13 protein-coding genes are annotated in these 16,873 nt (G+C 41.3%); 4 read left to right on the top strand and 9 right to left on the bottom strand.

Going from position 1 to position 16,873, the window contains the following annotated elements; genetic code table 11:
• The first annotated feature begins 17 nt into the window (after positions 1-17).
• Positions 18-2,480 carry a bifunctional UDP-N-acetylmuramoyl-tripeptide:D-alanyl-D-alanine ligase/alanine racemase gene (locus tag M2273_RS14790; protein ID WP_429398105.1) on the top strand — a complete coding sequence of 821 codons (2,463 nt, stop codon included), beginning with the start codon at positions 18-20 and terminating at the stop codon, positions 2,478-2,480.
• A gap of 117 nt (positions 2,481-2,597) precedes the next feature.
• Positions 2,598-3,209 (top strand): DUF502 domain-containing protein, encoded by a 612-nt coding sequence (locus M2273_RS14785; protein ID WP_429398103.1) that lies wholly within the window; start codon positions 2,598-2,600, stop codon positions 3,207-3,209.
• 5 nt (positions 3,210-3,214) lie between these two features.
• Here the strand turns inward: M2273_RS14785 and M2273_RS14780 are convergent, their stop codons facing one another.
• The 9 genes from M2273_RS14780 to M2273_RS14740 all read right to left on the bottom strand — a co-directional run bounded on the left by M2273_RS14780 (position 3,215) and on the right by M2273_RS14740 (position 14,700).
• Positions 3,215-4,021: a hypothetical protein gene (locus M2273_RS14780; protein WP_429398101.1), complete on the bottom strand. Its 807-nt coding sequence runs from the start codon at positions 4,019-4,021 to the stop codon at positions 3,215-3,217.
• Positions 4,022-4,051: 30 nt separating this feature from the next.
• Positions 4,052-5,299 (bottom strand): TCR/Tet family MFS transporter, encoded by a 1,248-nt coding sequence (locus M2273_RS14775; RefSeq protein WP_429398099.1) that lies wholly within the window; start codon positions 5,297-5,299, stop codon positions 4,052-4,054.
• Positions 5,300-5,366: 67 nt separating this feature from the next.
• Positions 5,367-6,587 (bottom strand): TCR/Tet family MFS transporter, encoded by a 1,221-nt coding sequence (locus M2273_RS14770; RefSeq protein WP_429398097.1) that lies wholly within the window; start codon positions 6,585-6,587, stop codon positions 5,367-5,369.
• An 87-nt stretch (positions 6,588-6,674) separates the two neighbouring features.
• Positions 6,675-8,075 carry a BamA/TamA family outer membrane protein gene (locus tag M2273_RS14765; RefSeq protein ID WP_429398095.1) on the bottom strand — a complete coding sequence of 467 codons (1,401 nt, stop codon included), beginning with the start codon at positions 8,073-8,075 and terminating at the stop codon, positions 6,675-6,677.
• 163 nt (positions 8,076-8,238) lie between these two features.
• A complete protein-coding gene (locus M2273_RS14760) occupies positions 8,239-10,593 on the bottom strand; it encodes an ABC transporter permease (protein WP_429398093.1) in 2,355 nt (784 codons plus the stop codon).
• Positions 10,594-10,798: 205 nt separating this feature from the next.
• The gene (locus tag M2273_RS14755) at positions 10,799-11,656 is read right to left on the bottom strand and encodes an SDR family NAD(P)-dependent oxidoreductase (protein ID WP_429398091.1); all 858 of its coding nucleotides are present in this window, start codon (positions 11,654-11,656) and stop codon (positions 10,799-10,801) included.
• Between the two features lie 76 nt (positions 11,657-11,732).
• On the bottom strand, positions 11,733-12,302 hold the full coding sequence (locus tag M2273_RS14750) for a TetR/AcrR family transcriptional regulator (protein WP_429398089.1): 570 nt from the start codon (positions 12,300-12,302) through the stop codon (positions 11,733-11,735).
• A 181-nt stretch (positions 12,303-12,483) separates the two neighbouring features.
• Positions 12,484-13,191 carry a TIGR00730 family Rossman fold protein gene (locus M2273_RS14745; protein ID WP_429398087.1) on the bottom strand — a complete coding sequence of 236 codons (708 nt, stop codon included), beginning with the start codon at positions 13,189-13,191 and terminating at the stop codon, positions 12,484-12,486.
• Between the two features lie 24 nt (positions 13,192-13,215).
• Positions 13,216-14,700, bottom strand: coding sequence for a sodium:solute symporter (locus M2273_RS14740; protein WP_429398086.1), 1,485 nt, complete (start codon positions 14,698-14,700; stop codon positions 13,216-13,218).
• A gap of 283 nt (positions 14,701-14,983) precedes the next feature.
• On the opposite strand from M2273_RS14740, the gene M2273_RS14735 reads away from it, so the two are divergent.
• Together M2273_RS14735 and M2273_RS14730 are read left to right on the top strand one after the other, a co-directional pair.
• Positions 14,984-15,835 carry a ThuA domain-containing protein gene (locus tag M2273_RS14735; RefSeq protein WP_429398084.1) on the top strand — a complete coding sequence of 284 codons (852 nt, stop codon included), beginning with the start codon at positions 14,984-14,986 and terminating at the stop codon, positions 15,833-15,835.
• Positions 15,836-15,937: 102 nt separating this feature from the next.
• On the top strand, positions 15,938-16,810 hold the full coding sequence (locus tag M2273_RS14730) for an alpha/beta fold hydrolase (RefSeq protein ID WP_429398082.1): 873 nt from the start codon (positions 15,938-15,940) through the stop codon (positions 16,808-16,810).
• Positions 16,811-16,873: the final 63 nt, after the last annotated feature.

The following is a 16,873-nucleotide window of genomic DNA, read 5'->3' as shown; positions in this document are numbered from 1 at the left end:
ATAAGCAAATTCGTACCATGCATAGTAATCAATACGCCATAACCGAGGTTAAACAAATCATTAATGCAGGCGGCAATATAGTAAAAGAAAGCACCATCAGTACCCTGTTAACCGATAGCCGCCGCATCAGCAACGCGGCAGAAGGGTTGTTTTTTGCATTGAGCGCCAGGCGTAACGGGCACGAGTTTGTTGCCGAGGCCTATGCAGCCGGTGTGCGCAATTTTGTGGTGAAGCAGGGTGCCGAATTTAATTTACCCGGTGCAAATTTTTTGCTGGTTGATGATCCACTGGCGGCTTTACAAACTTTGGCTGCTTATCATCGCGGCCAGTTTAAGCTGGAGGTGATAGGCATAACAGGAAGCAATGGCAAAACCATAGTTAAGGAGTGGCTTTACCAATTATTGGCGGCCGATAAAAATATTGTACGGAATCCTAAAAGTTATAACTCGCAAATTGGTGTGCCGCTTTCGGTATGGCAAATAAACAACCGGAATGATCTGGGTATTTTTGAAGCCGGTATCTCTACCATAAACGAAATGGACAAGCTGCAAGCTATCATCAAACCACAAATAGGGGTGCTCACGCATATAGGCCCCGCGCATGATGAAGGCTTTACAGATAGGCGCCAAAAAGTACTGGAAAAACTGAAACTATTTAAAAACAGCAAACAGCTTATTTATAATTACGATCAGCTTATCGACTTTACAAAGGATATCCCGGTTAAGGAAACTTTTACCTGGAGCCGTAAGTTTAAGCAGGCCGATCTGTATGTTTTCAGCGAAACGGCTATCTCCAAAAAATACTATCTGCGGGCTTACTTTCAGAAAAAAGAGATCGAATGCCTGATCCCTTTTTCAGACCTGGCATCTATCGAAAACGCCATTACCTGCTGGGCTACCATGTTGGCTTTAGGATACAGTGCGGTTGAGGCCGACGATCGTATTGAGCGACTTAACCCGGTAAGTATGCGTTTGGAGTTAAAGAACGGTGTAAATAACTGCTCCGTTATTGATGACTCCTATAATTCAGATCTGCAATCGCTGGAGATTGCGCTTAATTTTTTGAGCCAGCAAAATCAGCATCAGAAACGGACGCTCATCCTGTCGGATATATTGCAATCCGGTCTTTCTCAGGAAGTTTTATACTGTCAGGTTGCCAATTTAATAGGTACAAAAAGCATTGATAAGTTTATTGGGGTGGGCGATGCGCTCATGAATAACCAGGCATGTTTTGACATTGCCGAACAACATTTTTTTAAGGATACACCAGCCTTACTACAGCAATTAAAAACGCTTAATTTTAAGGAAGAAACCATCCTGATCAAAGGTTCAAGGAGTTTTGAATTTGAGCGCATCAGTGGTGCCCTTACTCAAAAGGCACATGAAACCATCATGGAGATTAACCTGAACACGCTGCTCAGTAATCTTAATTTTTACCGGACAAAATTAAAACCAGGTGTAAAGGTAATGGCTATGGTCAAAGCCTTTTCATACGGCAGCGGCACTTTTGAGGTGGCCAATATGCTGCAGTATAACAAGGTTGATTACCTGGCGGTTGCTTATATTGACGAAGGAGTGGCCCTGCGCCAGGCAGGCATTAATCTGCCCATGATGGTGCTTAACCCCGAGGCATCGGCATTTGATAAGCTTACTGAATACAAGCTTGAACCGGTAATTTACAGTTTTGGCCTGCTGGACGATTTTGTGGTGTACACACAGGAACGTGGTATTGTAAATTACCCGGTACACCTTAAAATTGATACAGGTATGCACCGCCTGGGTTTTGAAAATCTGGACATTGAAACCCTTTGCGATATGCTGGAGGCGAACAGGTACATCCGTGTACAATCGGTGTTTTCACACCTGGTGGCAAGCGAGGCAAAACAGCATGACGAGTTTAGTAAAAAGCAGATCAAGCGCTTTGAAAAAGCTTTTAAGGAGATAGAAAAAACGCTGGGTTATAAAGTGATCAAACATATATGTAACACCGCGGGCATCATCCGCTGGCCATCGGCACATTATGATATGGTGCGGCTGGGCATTGGGTTATATGGTATTGATTCGTCTGTTCCGGTTGCAGAAAATGCTTTACAGCCCATTGCCAGTTTAAAAACAAGTATTGCCCAGGTTAAAAAGATAGGGGCAGGTGATACCATTAGTTATGGCCGCAGCGGTAGTTTATTAAAAGATGGTAAAATAGCAACTGTTCGTATTGGTTATGCCGATGGGTATCTGCGCGCCTTTGGCAATGGTGTAGGTAAAATGCTGGTAAAAGGTACGCTGGTGCCTACGGTGGGCAATATTACTATGGATATGTGTATGCTTGATGTAAGCGGCCTTGACGTAAGTGAGGGCGACGAAGTGATTATTTTTGATGGACGCCTGCGTATTGAGGAACTGGCAAAGCAAATAGGCACCATTCCGTACGAAATTTTAACTAATGTTTCGCAACGGGTAAAAAGAGTGTACTTTTATGAGTAGTATCAATCTTTGTGTATCAAGTCGTTAGTATCAGGTATCAGGATTTTTGATGCTGATTTTAAAAAAACAGGTTACCTTGATACCCGATACTAACTACTTGATACTAAATTTGCATCTATGAACAGATTAGCCGGAGCTTTATTAAGGTATTTTGTAAAAGGACTAATCATTGTAGTGCCTATAGGCGCGGCATTTTTTTTAATTTACTGGGCGGTATCAACCATTGATAAAGCTTTGAATTTAAGCGATGTTTTATGGGTGGATAAGAATGGTAAGCACATATACATTCCGGGTCTGGGTATTTTAAATGTGGTTGTGGTTATCATGGTAGCCGGTATATTGGTTACCAATGTAGTTACCGATCCTATTAAACGCTGGTTTAACCGCTGGCTAAACCGACTGCCTTTAATTAAATTCCTGTACTCATCTATAAAAGATCTGACGGAAGCCATTGTAGGCGACGAGAAAAAATTTAACGAACCCGTTTTGGTGGAGGTAAATGAGTTTGGATTGAAAAAGATAGGCTTTATTGTTCAAAAGGATCTTACATCCTTAAATCTGCCCGGCGAGGTTGCCGTATATTTCCCATATTCCTACTCCTTTGCGGGGCAGGTAGTTATTATATCGGCCGATAAAGTAAAACACATTGATAAGAGCGCCGCCGATATGATGAAGTTCGTAATATCAGGCGGTGTAAGTGGACTGGATCATAAGCCGGATCGCAGGTAGAATTGTTATTGCAGGGCCCTTTTGTAGTTACCAAAAGCATCAGCTCTGTAATATTCTGTCTGATTTCTTCTGATAAACTTTTTTTGCTTTTCATCATAGGTGGTAAAATAGCCCAATAACTTAATATCATCTCTTTCTTTAAATTCTTTGCCGGGAATGTGAATTAATTGCTGTTCAATTTTAGTGTATTGAGTATCTAACTCGGCACTATCACCAACAGTACGATAAGGCCAGTAACTGAATAATTGTTTATATCCATTTACGTCAAAATAAGTATTAGTAAGTGTTTCTGTACTTGTTCCAACATAACTGGATGTTATTCGTAATAACTGAAAATCATGTCCAAATTTTTCAATCTGCAAAGTATCATAGCCCGAACCAAAGCTTCCGGCTGCAATCAGGTTCTTCTTGAAATTTAAAATGTTATAAGTGGAATCTTGTTTTTCAATGCTTGCGATACCATAAATAGGTGAGCATACATGGCAATCTCTTTTTTTACCACTGTTGTAATAACCATCTGTACGAAAGATTATAATGTATTTTTGATGCGTAAGGGTAATGATGGTATCAATTTTTGTTTTGCAAGTACTATCGTCTGATATTACCATATTAAAATAATCGTCCATATCGGGCTTCCATACAGCCAAATTTTTATTGACGATCTTAACCGGAGAAAAGAATTTTTTTAAAATTTCAGTAGTATCATTTATTGACTTTATGGATAAAGAAAGGTTAGGCTTTGTATTGTGGTTATCATTGCATGCAATAAGTAAAACGGATAGTGAAAACAGTATTAATAAAAGCTTTCTCATGGTTTTGGTTTCACCATAAAGATAAACTTTTTAAGCTTTCTTTAATTCAACCGCCGAAGCTTTCCTAAAACTTCTTATCGCCAGTAAAATACTAAGCAGCATTAATACAGCGCCCATTAAATAGGGAGCTCCCGGAAAATAAACTGCTGTGCCCTTCATGGTAAAATGATGGAACAGGCTGGTCATCAGCAATGGGCCTACAATGGTGGTTACACTTACCAGGCTGGTTAATGCTCCCTGTAGTTCGCCCTGTTCATTGGGGGCAATTTTTTCGGTGATAAAACCTTGCAAAGCCGGACCTGATATCCCACCCAAACAATAGGGGATCATGTATACATACATCATCCAGCCGATGTTATTGAAAGCGATAAATATTAAGCCTATAGTATAAAAGGCCATACCTGCTATAACGCTTTTCTCCAGGCCAAGTTTTGGTATCACTATGCGTATCAGCCCGCCCTGTATGCCTACCAGTAAAATGCCTATAAATATACCCAGACCGCTTATGCTGCTCAGGGTCCATTGATATTTTTCAATTAAAAAGAACGGCAGTGTACTCTCTACGGCTTTTTGCCCGATATACACTATGGTAAATGCCGTGATCAGTGTGCTTATGGAAATATCGTATTTACCTAAACGGGTTAACGCGCTTATAGGATTTGCGCGTTTCCATTCAAACTTGCGCCGGTTTTCGGGAGCTAATGATTCGGGTAGTACAAAGAAACCGTAAAGGGCATTTAACAATGCCAAACCAGCCGCCACAATAAAGGGGAGTTTTACGCTGATGGCCCCTAAAAAGCCACCCATCCCTATCCCCAAAATAAAGCCTAACCCTGATGCGGCCCCAACCAGGCCAAAGTTCGCGGCCCGTTTATTACCTGTGCTCACGTCGGCAATATAAGCCGTGGCGGTGGTGCTGCTGGCCCCGGTTACACCTGCTATAACACGGCCAATAAATAACCAGAATAGGGTGGGTGCAAAGGCCATGAACAGGTAATCAACGCCAAAGCCAAGTAAAGAGCCTAGCAATACGGGCCGCCGGCCAAATCTATCACTCAGGTTGCCTAAAACCGGCGAGAACAAAAACTGCATGGAGGCATAGGTAAATGTTAAATACCCGCTGATTTGGGTGGCTGTACTCAGATCAACATGGGCTAATTGCTCCAGTAATTTGGGCAATATGGGTATAATGATACCTAAACCCAATACATCAATAAATAAAGTGATGAATATAAACCCTAATGCAGCTTTACCTTTTTGATTGCCGGGTTTATCCATAAGTTTTTTAATATAAAGCTATAATAGGTTTAATTATATGAGGTAACTATTTTGCGTGGCAAATTGTTTAATTTCTTTTAAAACTCCTTACAGCAAGCAACGCGCTCAGCAGCATCAATATGCTCCCGATAATAAACGGCGCGCCCGGAAACTGGATAGAAGCATTGGGCCGGGTGAAATGATAAAAAGCCCAGGTCATTAATAAAGGCCCAAAAATGGAGCTTAAGCTCATGAGGCTGGTAAGACCGCCCTGTAGCTCGCCCTGCGCATTGTCGGGCACGGCTGTGCTCATGTAACCCTGCAGCGCCGGGCCTGCAATACCACCCAGGCAATAGGGGATGAGGTAAACAAACATTAGCCAGCCTTTGTCGGCAAAAGCAAATAGTAACAGACCTAAACTATATATGACCAAACCAATCCAAATACTCCGTTGTACGCCTAATTTAGGTAATATCAGGCGGATCAGGCCACCCTGCACTGCTGCCACCATGAGGCCCACAAAGCCCAGCGAATAGCCTATCATATCTTCGCTCCAGGCAAATTTTTTGATGGTATAAAATGTCCATACACTTTGTACCGATTGTACGGCAAAATATACCAGGAATAAGGATACGGCTAAGCCTATAACCTCTTTGTATTTACTCATTTGTATCAGCGAGCCAACGGGATTGGCTCTTTTCCAGTCAAAATTGCGGCGTTTTTCCTTGGGTAACGATTCGGGCAAAATAAAGTAACCGTATATGGCATTTATCAAAGCCAAACCAGCGGCCGCGAGGAAAGGGTATTGTACATTGTACTTGCCTAAAATGCCGCCAATTACCGGCCCAATGATAAAGCCTAAACCAAAGGCTACACCCACCAGGCCAAAGTTTGCAGCACGTTTTTCGGGTGCGCTGATGTCAGCAATATAGGCTGATGCAGTAGTGAAACTGGCGCCGGTGATGCCCGCAATAATGCGGCCCACAAACAACCAGGCTATGGTAGGGGCAAAGGCCATAAAAACATAATCGATACTAAAACCAAGCAGTGAGCATAGCAGCACCGGGCGGCGGCCAAACTTGTCGCTCAGGTTACCTATCAGTGGCGAAAACAGGAATTGCATACTGGCGTACACCGCTGTAAGCCAGCCCGAATAACTGGAAGCTTCGCTTACATCGCCATGGATCAGGTGCTCAATTAACTTGGGGATAACCGGTATAATTATAGCCAACCCCATTACATCAATAAATAAAGTGGCAAAAATAAATCCTAATGCGGCCTGCGCTTTGGGTTTTCCCGTGTTATCCATAGCCTGCAAAATAACAATTTAGTATTAAATAGTTATTTATGTTGCTCAAAACATATGATGGTTTGTTGATTATACCTTTTTGTTTGTTTAAAAAGCTTCATTTAAACCCAGAAAGAACCCCTTAGCTCCATATTTACCGAAGGCATAATCCAGGCACAGGTTGGTGCGTGTGGCCTTGTTAAAGAGCACACGTAAACCCGCGCCATATCCTGGCTGCCATACCTGAAACAGCTTGGTGCCCGATTCGTCATTAGCGGTTTGCAAATTAAAGAAGGTAACGCCACTGAGGAACTTGTTCCTGAGTATCGGAAAACGGTATTCAACTTCTGAGTAATCATATTTTGTACCTTTAAAGTAACCTGTAGTATAGCCCCTTCCGCTGCGGAAGCTTCCGTCTTTAGCGGTACCCGGCAGTTCAAGATATGGCACGTTGCCGCTTATTAAATATGATCCCCAGTTCCAAAACGCGATAACGTGTTCTGGATGATCCTCCGAAAGGCTAAAGTATTTTCTGAAATCGGTGATAAATTGCACTGCGCTTTTAGAGCTTCCTATCCAGGTTTGATTAATCCTAATGCCTGCGTCGGCATAGATCCCCTTATAAGCCCGGTTCTGGTTATCGCGGGTGGTGTATTGTACGTTAAAGAGAAACCCGTTTGAGCTGTAGCTATTTCGGCTAAATCCATGCTCATCACTATAAATATTGTAAGGCGTTAAGCCAGTGGATTTTGTGTCTTCAATATTTTTCCTGACATCAAACGAGAGCCCGGCACCAACAAAAAGGTTTTTCTCCACTTCCTTGTATACCTTTTCCCTGAAGTTAAAATATACGGAATGAAGAGCCCTGCCTTTACGCTCAGGATTGGTCAACACATGCTCAGCATCACTTGCGTCAGACCCACGACCGATGCCTAATCCAAAATCGGGTGTAACGGTCTTGGCTACAACGAGGTTACCCTGTAAGTTCCACTTATTACCGGAGGTGTATACATTATGATTGATGTAGAAATAAATAATACCCTTGGTGGTTATAGAGGCCGATGTTGCAGCAACAGACAGGAGCGTATTAGGATCGTTACCAAATTTTCTACCGGCTACTGCCTTGATCCCTATTTGTGATCCAATACTGGGGTTTGAAGCGACATTGGGTATGATGGTAATACCAGATGATTTTTTAGTAATTGGATCAGGCTTTTTGTTGGGATGAAAAATATCGTTGAACAAATCGCCCACGTCAAATTGCTTAGACAGGGCCTTTGCCTGCTGAACTCTTATAGAGTCGTTGCGCAGGGAATCCCGTTTCAAAGAATCGGCGGGAGTTACCACCTGGCTATAGGCGTAGCCATGAATTCCTGCAAACAGGGGCAGTAATACAATCTTTAATAATAAAAAGAACTTTCTATGGGTTGGGATATGATGCGCTTTCAGGATGATGATGTTTAAAATTTCAATTAATTTATAATATCTGTTGCAATAACAGTAAATCAAATTTTAAACCATAAAAGCCCTGAAATGTTTTCAGGCTTGAATCAATGTATTATCCCAGCATGATTTATCATACGCCTTTAAAGCACTTAACCCACCCTCAATTTAGCACGTGTGTTTGTACACACTTACCGTATGTATCCGGCAATAAGGCCAGGTTCTGTCTTTATTCTGTCCTTAAACTTTTTACAGGATTTGCAATGGCCGCTTTAATGGTATTAATGCTTACTATGGCCAGCGTTAACAATAATATGAGCATACCTACCACGCCAAATAATCCAACACTTATGCTAACATGATAAGGATATTTTTGTAACCAGTTGTACATCAACCACCAGGTTAAGGGTACAGCTATTACAAAAGCAATCAATACCAGCTTTAAAAACTCGGTGGATATTAATATTAATAACTGCTGTATGGTTGCTCCCAAAACCTTGCGTATCCCTATTTCCCTAAACCGTTTTTCGATGGTGAACGATGCCAGACCGGCTAAGCCAATACAGCAGATGAAAATAGCCAGACCGGCAAAAATGTTGGTAATGCGGCTTATCAGCTCCTCTGTCAAAAACTTTTTACCAAATTCCTGATCTACAAACTGGTATTCAAAAATATCGGCAGGGCTGTATTGAGCATATACTTTTTTAAGTAACTGTATTACCTTTTGTGGCTCCACACCGTTATGGAGCCTTATATTAATATAGTTCGAATTGTTATGATCTGCAAAAACCATCATCGGATCTACCGGCGAATAAGGCGATGACATAACCACGTTATCAGTTACACCAATTACTGTGAATTTATGATCTCCGTATCGTAATTGCCTTCCAAGCGGGTTTTTGAGCTGCATTGCCTCAATCGCGGCTTTATTTAATATCACCGAAGAAGTATCAGAAGGCATTCCGGTAAACTCAGTACCCTGCAATAATTTAATACCCATTGTTTTAGCATAATCAACATCAGCTGTCATGTTTGAGAATATGATATTGGCATTGGCTGGCTTGCCGTCCCAATCCGGCGGACCAGATCTCCAGGATATTTCTGTTACAGCCGATGAAGTACGGGTGACACCTTTGATTAGTCCTGTTTTCAGCAGATCGCCTTTTATGGCCGTAAAACTTTTGTTGGTAGCCTCTGTAGACGGAACCATGATCATGTTATCCGGATTATATCCCATGTCTCGATCCTTTACATGCTGTATTTGCTGGTAAACAATTATAGTTGCAGAAATAAGCAGAATAGACGCCACAAATTGGAATATTACCAAAACCCTGCGTGGCGCTATAGCGCTTTTACCCGCAATAAAAGTGCCTTTTAGTACTTTAACCGGGTTAAATGATGATAAATATAAAGCAGGATAACTGCCGGCTATTAAACCGGTAACCAGGATGATCAGCACAGCACCTATCCAGAAAAATGGTTCAGACAGATCTAAATGAAGTTGCTTATCTACCAGGTGATTAAAGGAAGGCAGCAGCAGGTAAACCGATATAATAGAACATATAAAAGCGATCAGTACCAGGGTCATGGATTCCATAAAGAATTGTATTATCAGTTGCTTTTTATCTGATCCCAGTGTTTTACGAATACCTACCTCTTTAGCTCTTTTTTCAGACCGTGCTGTAGAAAGGTTCATGAAGTTAACACAGGCAATCAATAAAATAATGATAGCTATGATGATAAAAAAACGAACATGCTCAATCATTCCCCCAACGTTCTTACCATCTTTAAAATCACTGTACAGGTGCCATTTATTCATGGGGAAGGCAAAATAGGTACTGATCTTGTCCTTATTATGCTGAAACATTACATTGGTAATGTATTTTCCCAATTGGGCGATATTCGGGTTATCCACCGTTTGTATATACACCTCCCATGATGAATTACCCCACTGGGTCATGGCTTCCTTTACGTCGGCATCTGAAAAATTATAGGGTATAATATAATCAAACTGCTGTGTGGCATTATTTGGTGGGTCGGCCACCACAGCAGTAACTTTATGTACCCCGGTATTATCAATTTTTATTACTTTATCTATTGGATTAGCGTTTCCGAATAAGGTTTTGGCGGTAGATGCCGTGATGACTATTGATGATGGATCGGTTATAGCAGTAGCAGCATTCCCTTTACTAAATCTCCAGGAAAACATATCAAAATATCTACCTCCAACATATAGCCCATGTATTTTGACCTTGCTATCACCAACATTGGCCTGGTGTTGCTCTAAATGTGATGTAAGCACCGCATTTTTTATTTGCGGATAACCACTTTCAATGGCTTTGGCAAGTGGGAACACCATGTTCCTGTCGGTGAAAATGGTGTTTTTAAAATCCCGGTTAGCAATTACCTGGTAAATGGTTTTATAGTTAGCATGAAATTTATCATAGGTAAGCTCATTTCTTACCCATAAAAATATAAAAATGGTGCAGGTCATCCCAATGGTAAGTCCCAGCAAATTGGTTATGGAAAAACCCTTATTCCTGGTCAGATTACGCCAGGCAATTTTAAAATAGTTTTTAATCATGATCTTGAGTGCTAAACCGCTCAAAATCAACCAAATAAATGCCATTGTTATAATATATTGATAATGAGAGTTTTATGGCAATAGAAATAGATTAAAGCGTTCGGTTTTGATACACAGATTGTTCGGTATCGTATGGCACCCAGGAAAAATTAAAGCCCCGGTTGTTTTTGCAACCGGGGCTTTAATATATTTCAATCGCCTGACCTTAACGGAGACCCTGGCTAATTTCTGCAATTTCCTGGATCAGGCTGTTTACCTTTTCAAAATTAGCGGTTTGCGGACCGCCGCCAACAATAGTAAATAGGGGCCTTTTTCCTTGTGGTAATTCAACCAATGTCAACATCGCGTCGGCTACTTCCTGAGGGTCGCGGCTTTCGGGAGTTGGGTCAAAGTATTGAATCACTCCTTTTTTATAGTTCAATATATCTTTGCCATAAAACTCTTCTACAGCAATATTACCGGCTACTATTGACTTGGTTGTAATATCAGTAGTTTGATACGCTCCCGGCTGAATAGTAGCTACATCAATACCTGACGATTTCAGTTCATAATGATAACCTACCGATACTGCATCCAAAGCTGCCTTGGTACCGTTATATGTACTTAAAATAGGAATATAATGCCTTGACTGTACACTAGTGATATTGATAATTAAACCATCTTTTTGTTTGTGCATAAAAGGTAACACCGCTTTCATCATACGTTCTGGCGCAATAGTGTTTACCTGGTATATCTGGTCTGTTTGTTCAATGGTAAGTGCCTCGCCCAGTCCCAGGTATGATAAACCCGCGTTATTGATCAAAACATCAATAACCCCGCCTGATTTTTCGCTGATCTCCGCAATAGCCTTCTTAGCCGATTCATTGCTGGTTACATCAAGTTCAATAACCTCAACGGCTGCGCCATTTTCTTTTGCCCATTGTTTTAATTCGGCTGCTGTGGCAGCGTTTGCACCGGTAATGTTACGCATGGTAGCGTAAACGGTATGACCTTTACTGGCCAGGGTTTTTACTGCCTGTAAGCCAAACCCGCTGCTGCTTCCTGTTAGAATGATCTTTTTCATGTTGTTGTTTAATTTGATTTTGTTGTTTGATTTATATACTTACTTATATGTATGTAAGTAAAATGAGTAAATTTTTTTATTTTGCTTTTAAAGATGATCGTAAGCCATCCATCAACTGGTAAAAATAAGCTTCGCCGCGTATACGGCCTACCTGTAACGAGCCTGGCAATATGGCTTCCCATTTGTTGGCCATTTCTTCGGCTGTGCCTTCAAAATTAAATTTACCAGTGTCGAGCCCATTTTGCAATACTTCTATAAGCCAGGCATGTACCATATTTGAATACTGGATGGTAGCTGCCTGTATTTTTTCGGGAACATCGTGATAGGCCGAACCTAAAGTACCTATCAGGCACATTTTATGTCCTTCGTTAAAGTAAAGGTCATAATTGTACAGCAGGGCTTCCAGCTTTTCCATGGGTTCATCATTAGCTTTAAGCTTTATCATATTAGCAAAGTCATGGCTGTCCTTTTCAATAACGGCCAAACCAAGGTCTTCCTTTGCCGGATAATAGTGATGAATAGCCGCATTCTTAATGTTCAATACGGTGGCTATCTGTTTATAATTAAATGAATGATACCCTATCTTCTGGATAAAGTTCCGTGCTAACTCTATGATCTTGTCCCGGGTATGTAATGAGGCATCCATTTTGTTATTGATTTGATGATACAAGTATACTTACTTTTATGTAAGTAAGTATACTTAATATGCATGTTGACAATCAGATTACAAATACTGGTTAATGGTTTAGATAAAAAGAGGCTGTCTCATATGTCGAAACAACCTCTTTAATTACTTTAATCAAGTGTTTTGAATAACACCCCTTTAATTAAAAATTCGGTTTCAGCACATACTTGTTGTAAAAACGGGTAATATGCTCAACGGCTTCTTCGGCGGTATCAACCACGCGGTAAAGCATCAGGTCGTCGGGGTTAATGTTGTGCTGATCGGCCAGCATTTTCTCTTCTACCCAGGCAAACAAGCCTTTCCAGTATTCCACACCAACAAATATGATAGGGAAACGGGCAATTTTACCGGTTTGTATCAGGGTGATGGCCTCAAATGATTCGTCCATAGTACCAAAACCGCCGGGCAGTATGATAAAGCCCTGCGAATATTTCATGAACATCACCTTGCGGATAAAGAAGTAATCAAACTCCATGATCTTATCCCTGTCAATATATTTATTGTGGAACTGCTCAAAGGGAAGCTCAATATTCAAACCAACCGATTTACCGCCGGCCTCGTAAGCGCCTTTGTTGGCAGCCTCCATAATGCCTGGTCCGCCGCCTGATATTACGCCATAGCCGTGCTCGGTTAGCAGGCGGGCGGTATCTTCGGCAAGCTTATAATACTTGTTATCATTATGCGTACGTGCCGATCCAAAGATGGATACACAGGGGCCTATTTTTGCCAGTTTTTCAAAGCCATCAACAAATTCGGCCATTATTTTAAATATCTGCCAGGAGTCGGTAACCTTAATTTCCTGCCAGTTCTTGTTCTCAAATGCTTGTCTAATTTTTTCTTCGCCAGTCATATCCTTTTATAAAATATTAATAAACTATAACGTTGCCACCTTTGTTTTTGATGTTGACGTTATCCAAAGGCCAACAAATGTAATTAATCCGTTAACAATGATAAGCTCGTTGTCAAAAACATATCCGCCTAATATATGCTTTGATTCTGTACTTAAAAAATAACATATCGCTGGCGAGATAATGCAAATAAACGGCACCAGTTTATCCCGTACCTGTCGATTACCAACAAACAGGCCAAACGAATACAAACCTAACAGTGGTCCGTAGGTATATGATGCAACTTTAAATATAGCATTCACCACCGCATCGTTATTAATGGCGTTAAATATAATGATGGTTAAAAACATGAGCCCCGAAAAACCAACGTGCACTACGTGCCGGGCGCTTACCATTTTTTTGCTATTTACATCCCCTCTTTTATTAAAGTTCAAAAAATCAACACAAAACGAAGTAGTAAGCGCGGTAAGGGCCGAATCTGTAGTGGCAAATGTGGCTGCGGTTAATCCCAGCATAAATACCATAGCCGGCACTATTCCCAGGTATTTTAGGGCGATAGTAGGGTATAGGTAATCGGTTTTTTCAACGTGGATGCCGTATTTGTTGGCGTATATCCAAAGCAAAGCGCCCACACTTAGAAAGAAAATATTGATCACCACGAACACGCCGGTAAAGCTGAACATGTTTTTTTGCGCTTCCTTTATATTTTTCAGGCTCAGGTTTTTTTGCATCAGGTCCTGGTCAAGCCCAACCATGCATACGGTGATAAACAAGCCACCTAAAAAGGCTTTGGTGAAGTGGAATTTGCTGCTTAAAAAATCATTAAAGAAAAATATTTTGGAGTAGCTGCTGTTTTTGATAGCATCGGCAGCCTCAAAAATGCTCATGTGCAGGCTCTGGCAAATAAAATATATCGACAGGAATACTGACAGCACCAGGAAAAACGTCTGCAAACTATCGGTAATGATGATGGTTTTTAACCCACCCTTAAACGTATACGACCAGATAAGCAGCAAACAAATAAGCACCGTTACCGCGAAAGGAATATGATAGCTATCGAAAATAAACCTTTGCAACACAATAACCACCAGGTAAAGCCGGAATGCAGAGCCAATAACCCTGCTGATGAGGAATATGCCTGCCGCGGTTTTGTAGCTCCAGGTACCTAAAGCGCCCTCAATATAACTGTAAATAGAGGTAAGCTTAAGCCGGTAATACAGCGGTAGCAATACGGTAGCAACTACGATAAATCCCGCGGCATTACCCAATACAAATTGGAAGTAGGAGAATTCATCGCCGGAGGGAGCGCCAACTTTGCCCGGTACCGAAATAAAGGTAACCCCGCTTAAGGCTGTGCCGATCATCCCGAAGGCTACCAGGTACCATTTGGAATTGCGGTTGGCTACAAAAAAGGTATCGTTATCTGATGATTTTTTTGAGGTGAGCCATGATATGACCAATAACACTAAAAAGTAACCGATGATAAAAGAAAGTAATATTCCGGGCGACATATATTTGTTTTAAGTCAGAAAGACCGAAAGCCGGGGAAGTCCGAAAGTTCAGGTCTCTGTTTAATCCGAAAGTCGGAAACTTTTTTTACAATAGGTAATTATTGGAGTTGGTTTGTGTATTTTATTATTTGAGGTGATGCGTTTTTCTTATCTCTTGATTCTTGTTTCTAATCTCTTGCCTCTATTCTCACCCCTACATCACCTCTCATGCCCGTTTTTAACATTTACATTCACTTAAAATCAATTAGTTTTATGGCAGCAACCATTAACCAATAATTTAGCCATGACCACCCGTACCGGTATTCAAAAAATTACTGCGCTGGCAATTGTAATTTGTGTAATATGTTTTAGTTTTTACAGTGCCAAGGCACAAGATCATAAAGCTAAATTTAAGGTGATAGCCTTTTATACCGGCCGGAATGATAAGGCACATATCAGCTTTATGCACGAAGCAAACCGATGGTTCCCGCAGATGGCTAAAAAATATAATTTCACCTATGACTCCACCAAAAACTGGAGCGATATGAACCCGGAGTTTTTGGCTAAATATCAGGTGGTAATATTTTTAGATACCCGTGCCGATGACCCTGCGCAAAGGGCGGCGTTTGAGCAATACATGAAAAAAGGCGGCGCATGGATGGGTTTTCACTTCTCGGCCTTTGCGCTTACCCCGTCAGATTATCCCCAAAACTGGGATTGGTACCATAATGAGTTCTTAGGATCTGGCCAGTATAAAAGCAATACCTGGCATCCAACTTCGGCCATTTTAAGGGTGGAGGATGCTAAACATTCGGTAACTAAAGGGTTGCCTACTACCTTTAAAGCGTCGCCTAACGAATGGTACAGGTGGGAAAAAGACCTGCGTACTAATCCGGATATTAAGATCCTGTTATCTATTGATTCTGCCAGTTTTCCGTTAGGTACAGGGCCAAAACAGAGTGAGATTTGGCATAGCGGTTACTACCCCGTTGTATGGACAAACAAAAACTACCGGATGGTTTATTTTAACATGGGCCACAACGCTATTGATTATGACGGCGGAACCAATAAAGAGCAATCACAAACATTTGATAACGATATTCAGAATAAATTAATCCTTAATACACTGTTATGGTTGGGAACGGGTAAAAGGTAAAGCTTATATCTTTTTAAAAAGGATGTCATTTTCTTTAAAATGACATTTGCAAATGGGTTGACTTTAAAAGAGGTTTCTACCTTTGATAGTAACAACTCACCTATGAAAAAACTGAAAGAACTTTTTACCCAGGTTAAAGCACTAAACTATACCGATGGTGAAGACGTAAGCGATCTGCTGTGGCAGCTCATCTGTTATTCGCCCAAAATGCCGGTAAGGCTGCAAAGCCAGCAGTTGCTTGACGAGGCAACATCATTTACGCTGGAAGTTGATGATTCGCATTTTAGCCATTCCGTATTAAAATTTAACGGTTTTATATGGGGTAATGGCAAGCGCAAGGTATTGATCACTCATGGCTGGGGCTCTAAAGCAGCTGATTTTTCCGATTTGATCACAGCACTCAGGACTATTGAAAACCTGCAGATTGTAGCCTTTGATGCCCCGGGTAACGGCAGTTCTGAAGGTGAATTATCCAACCTGTTACTTTTTGCCAGGGCCACGGAAGTTGTTATCGGAACCTATGGTGCGTCCGATATAATGATAGGGCACTCGCTGGGAGTAATGGCCAATATCATGGCGATAAGCGAAACTGCAATTAAACCATCTTTATTGATAAACATAACCCCAATGGTAAGGTTAAAAGAAAACTTTACAGCTACCATGACTTTCGCTGAAGTTCCGCAAGCGGCACAGTCTAAGTTTTTTGAAAGTTTTGAATCATTGTTTAAAGTGCCTGTATCCTATTTTAAGCTAACTGATTTGTATACTGAAGGTGCTGCTGTAAAACATTGGCTGGCTTATGATCCGGGAGATAAAGTTGCTCCTCTTGAGTACCTGCAGGAGTTTTTAGCCATGCATCCTTCGGTTTTATCCAAAGAATATGCAGCCACCGGGCACGAGAGGATAATTAAAGATGCCGGGCTTATTAATGATATTGTGGAGTTGGTAAAGCAGGGGAATAAGCAAGGCAATTAGCTACAACGCGTCATTGCGGTAAGCCCCCTCTAAATCTCCCCCGGTAGGGGAGACTTTTATTTT

The sequence above is a fragment of the Mucilaginibacter lappiensis genome (assembly GCF_050433765.1).
GTDB classification, from domain to species: Bacteria; Bacteroidota; Bacteroidia; order Sphingobacteriales; family Sphingobacteriaceae; genus Mucilaginibacter; species Mucilaginibacter lappiensis_A.
The sequence above is the reverse complement of the archived record's forward strand: the minus strand, read 5'-3'. Positions and strand labels throughout refer to the sequence as shown.

Excerpts from the sequence above, each read along its gene's own strand:
- M2273_RS14735 (WP_429398084.1), top strand. The coding sequence starts at position 14,984 with ATGACCACCCGTACCGGTATTCAAAAAATTACTGCGCTGGCAATTGTA.
- M2273_RS14760 (WP_429398093.1), bottom strand. The coding sequence starts at position 10,593 with ATGATTAAAAACTATTTTAAAATTGCCTGGCGTAATCTGACCAGGAAT.
- M2273_RS14780 (WP_429398101.1), bottom strand. The coding sequence starts at position 4,021 with ATGAGAAAGCTTTTATTAATACTGTTTTCACTATCCGTTTTACTTATT.
- M2273_RS14730 (WP_429398082.1), top strand. The coding sequence starts at position 15,938 with ATGAAAAAACTGAAAGAACTTTTTACCCAGGTTAAAGCACTAAACTAT.
- M2273_RS14785 (WP_429398103.1), top strand. The coding sequence starts at position 2,598 with ATGAACAGATTAGCCGGAGCTTTATTAAGGTATTTTGTAAAAGGACTA.
- M2273_RS14790 (WP_429398105.1), top strand. The coding sequence starts at position 18 with ATGCATAGTAATCAATACGCCATAACCGAGGTTAAACAAATCATTAAT.
- M2273_RS14775 (WP_429398099.1), bottom strand. The coding sequence starts at position 5,299 with ATGGATAAACCCGGCAATCAAAAAGGTAAAGCTGCATTAGGGTTTATA.
- M2273_RS14740 (WP_429398086.1), bottom strand. The coding sequence starts at position 14,700 with ATGTCGCCCGGAATATTACTTTCTTTTATCATCGGTTACTTTTTAGTG.
- M2273_RS14755 (WP_429398091.1), bottom strand. The coding sequence starts at position 11,656 with ATGAAAAAGATCATTCTAACAGGAAGCAGCAGCGGGTTTGGCTTACAG.
- M2273_RS14770 (WP_429398097.1), bottom strand. The coding sequence starts at position 6,587 with ATGGATAACACGGGAAAACCCAAAGCGCAGGCCGCATTAGGATTTATT.
- M2273_RS14745 (WP_429398087.1), bottom strand. The coding sequence starts at position 13,191 with ATGACTGGCGAAGAAAAAATTAGACAAGCATTTGAGAACAAGAACTGG.
- M2273_RS14750 (WP_429398089.1), bottom strand. The coding sequence starts at position 12,302 with ATGGATGCCTCATTACATACCCGGGACAAGATCATAGAGTTAGCACGG.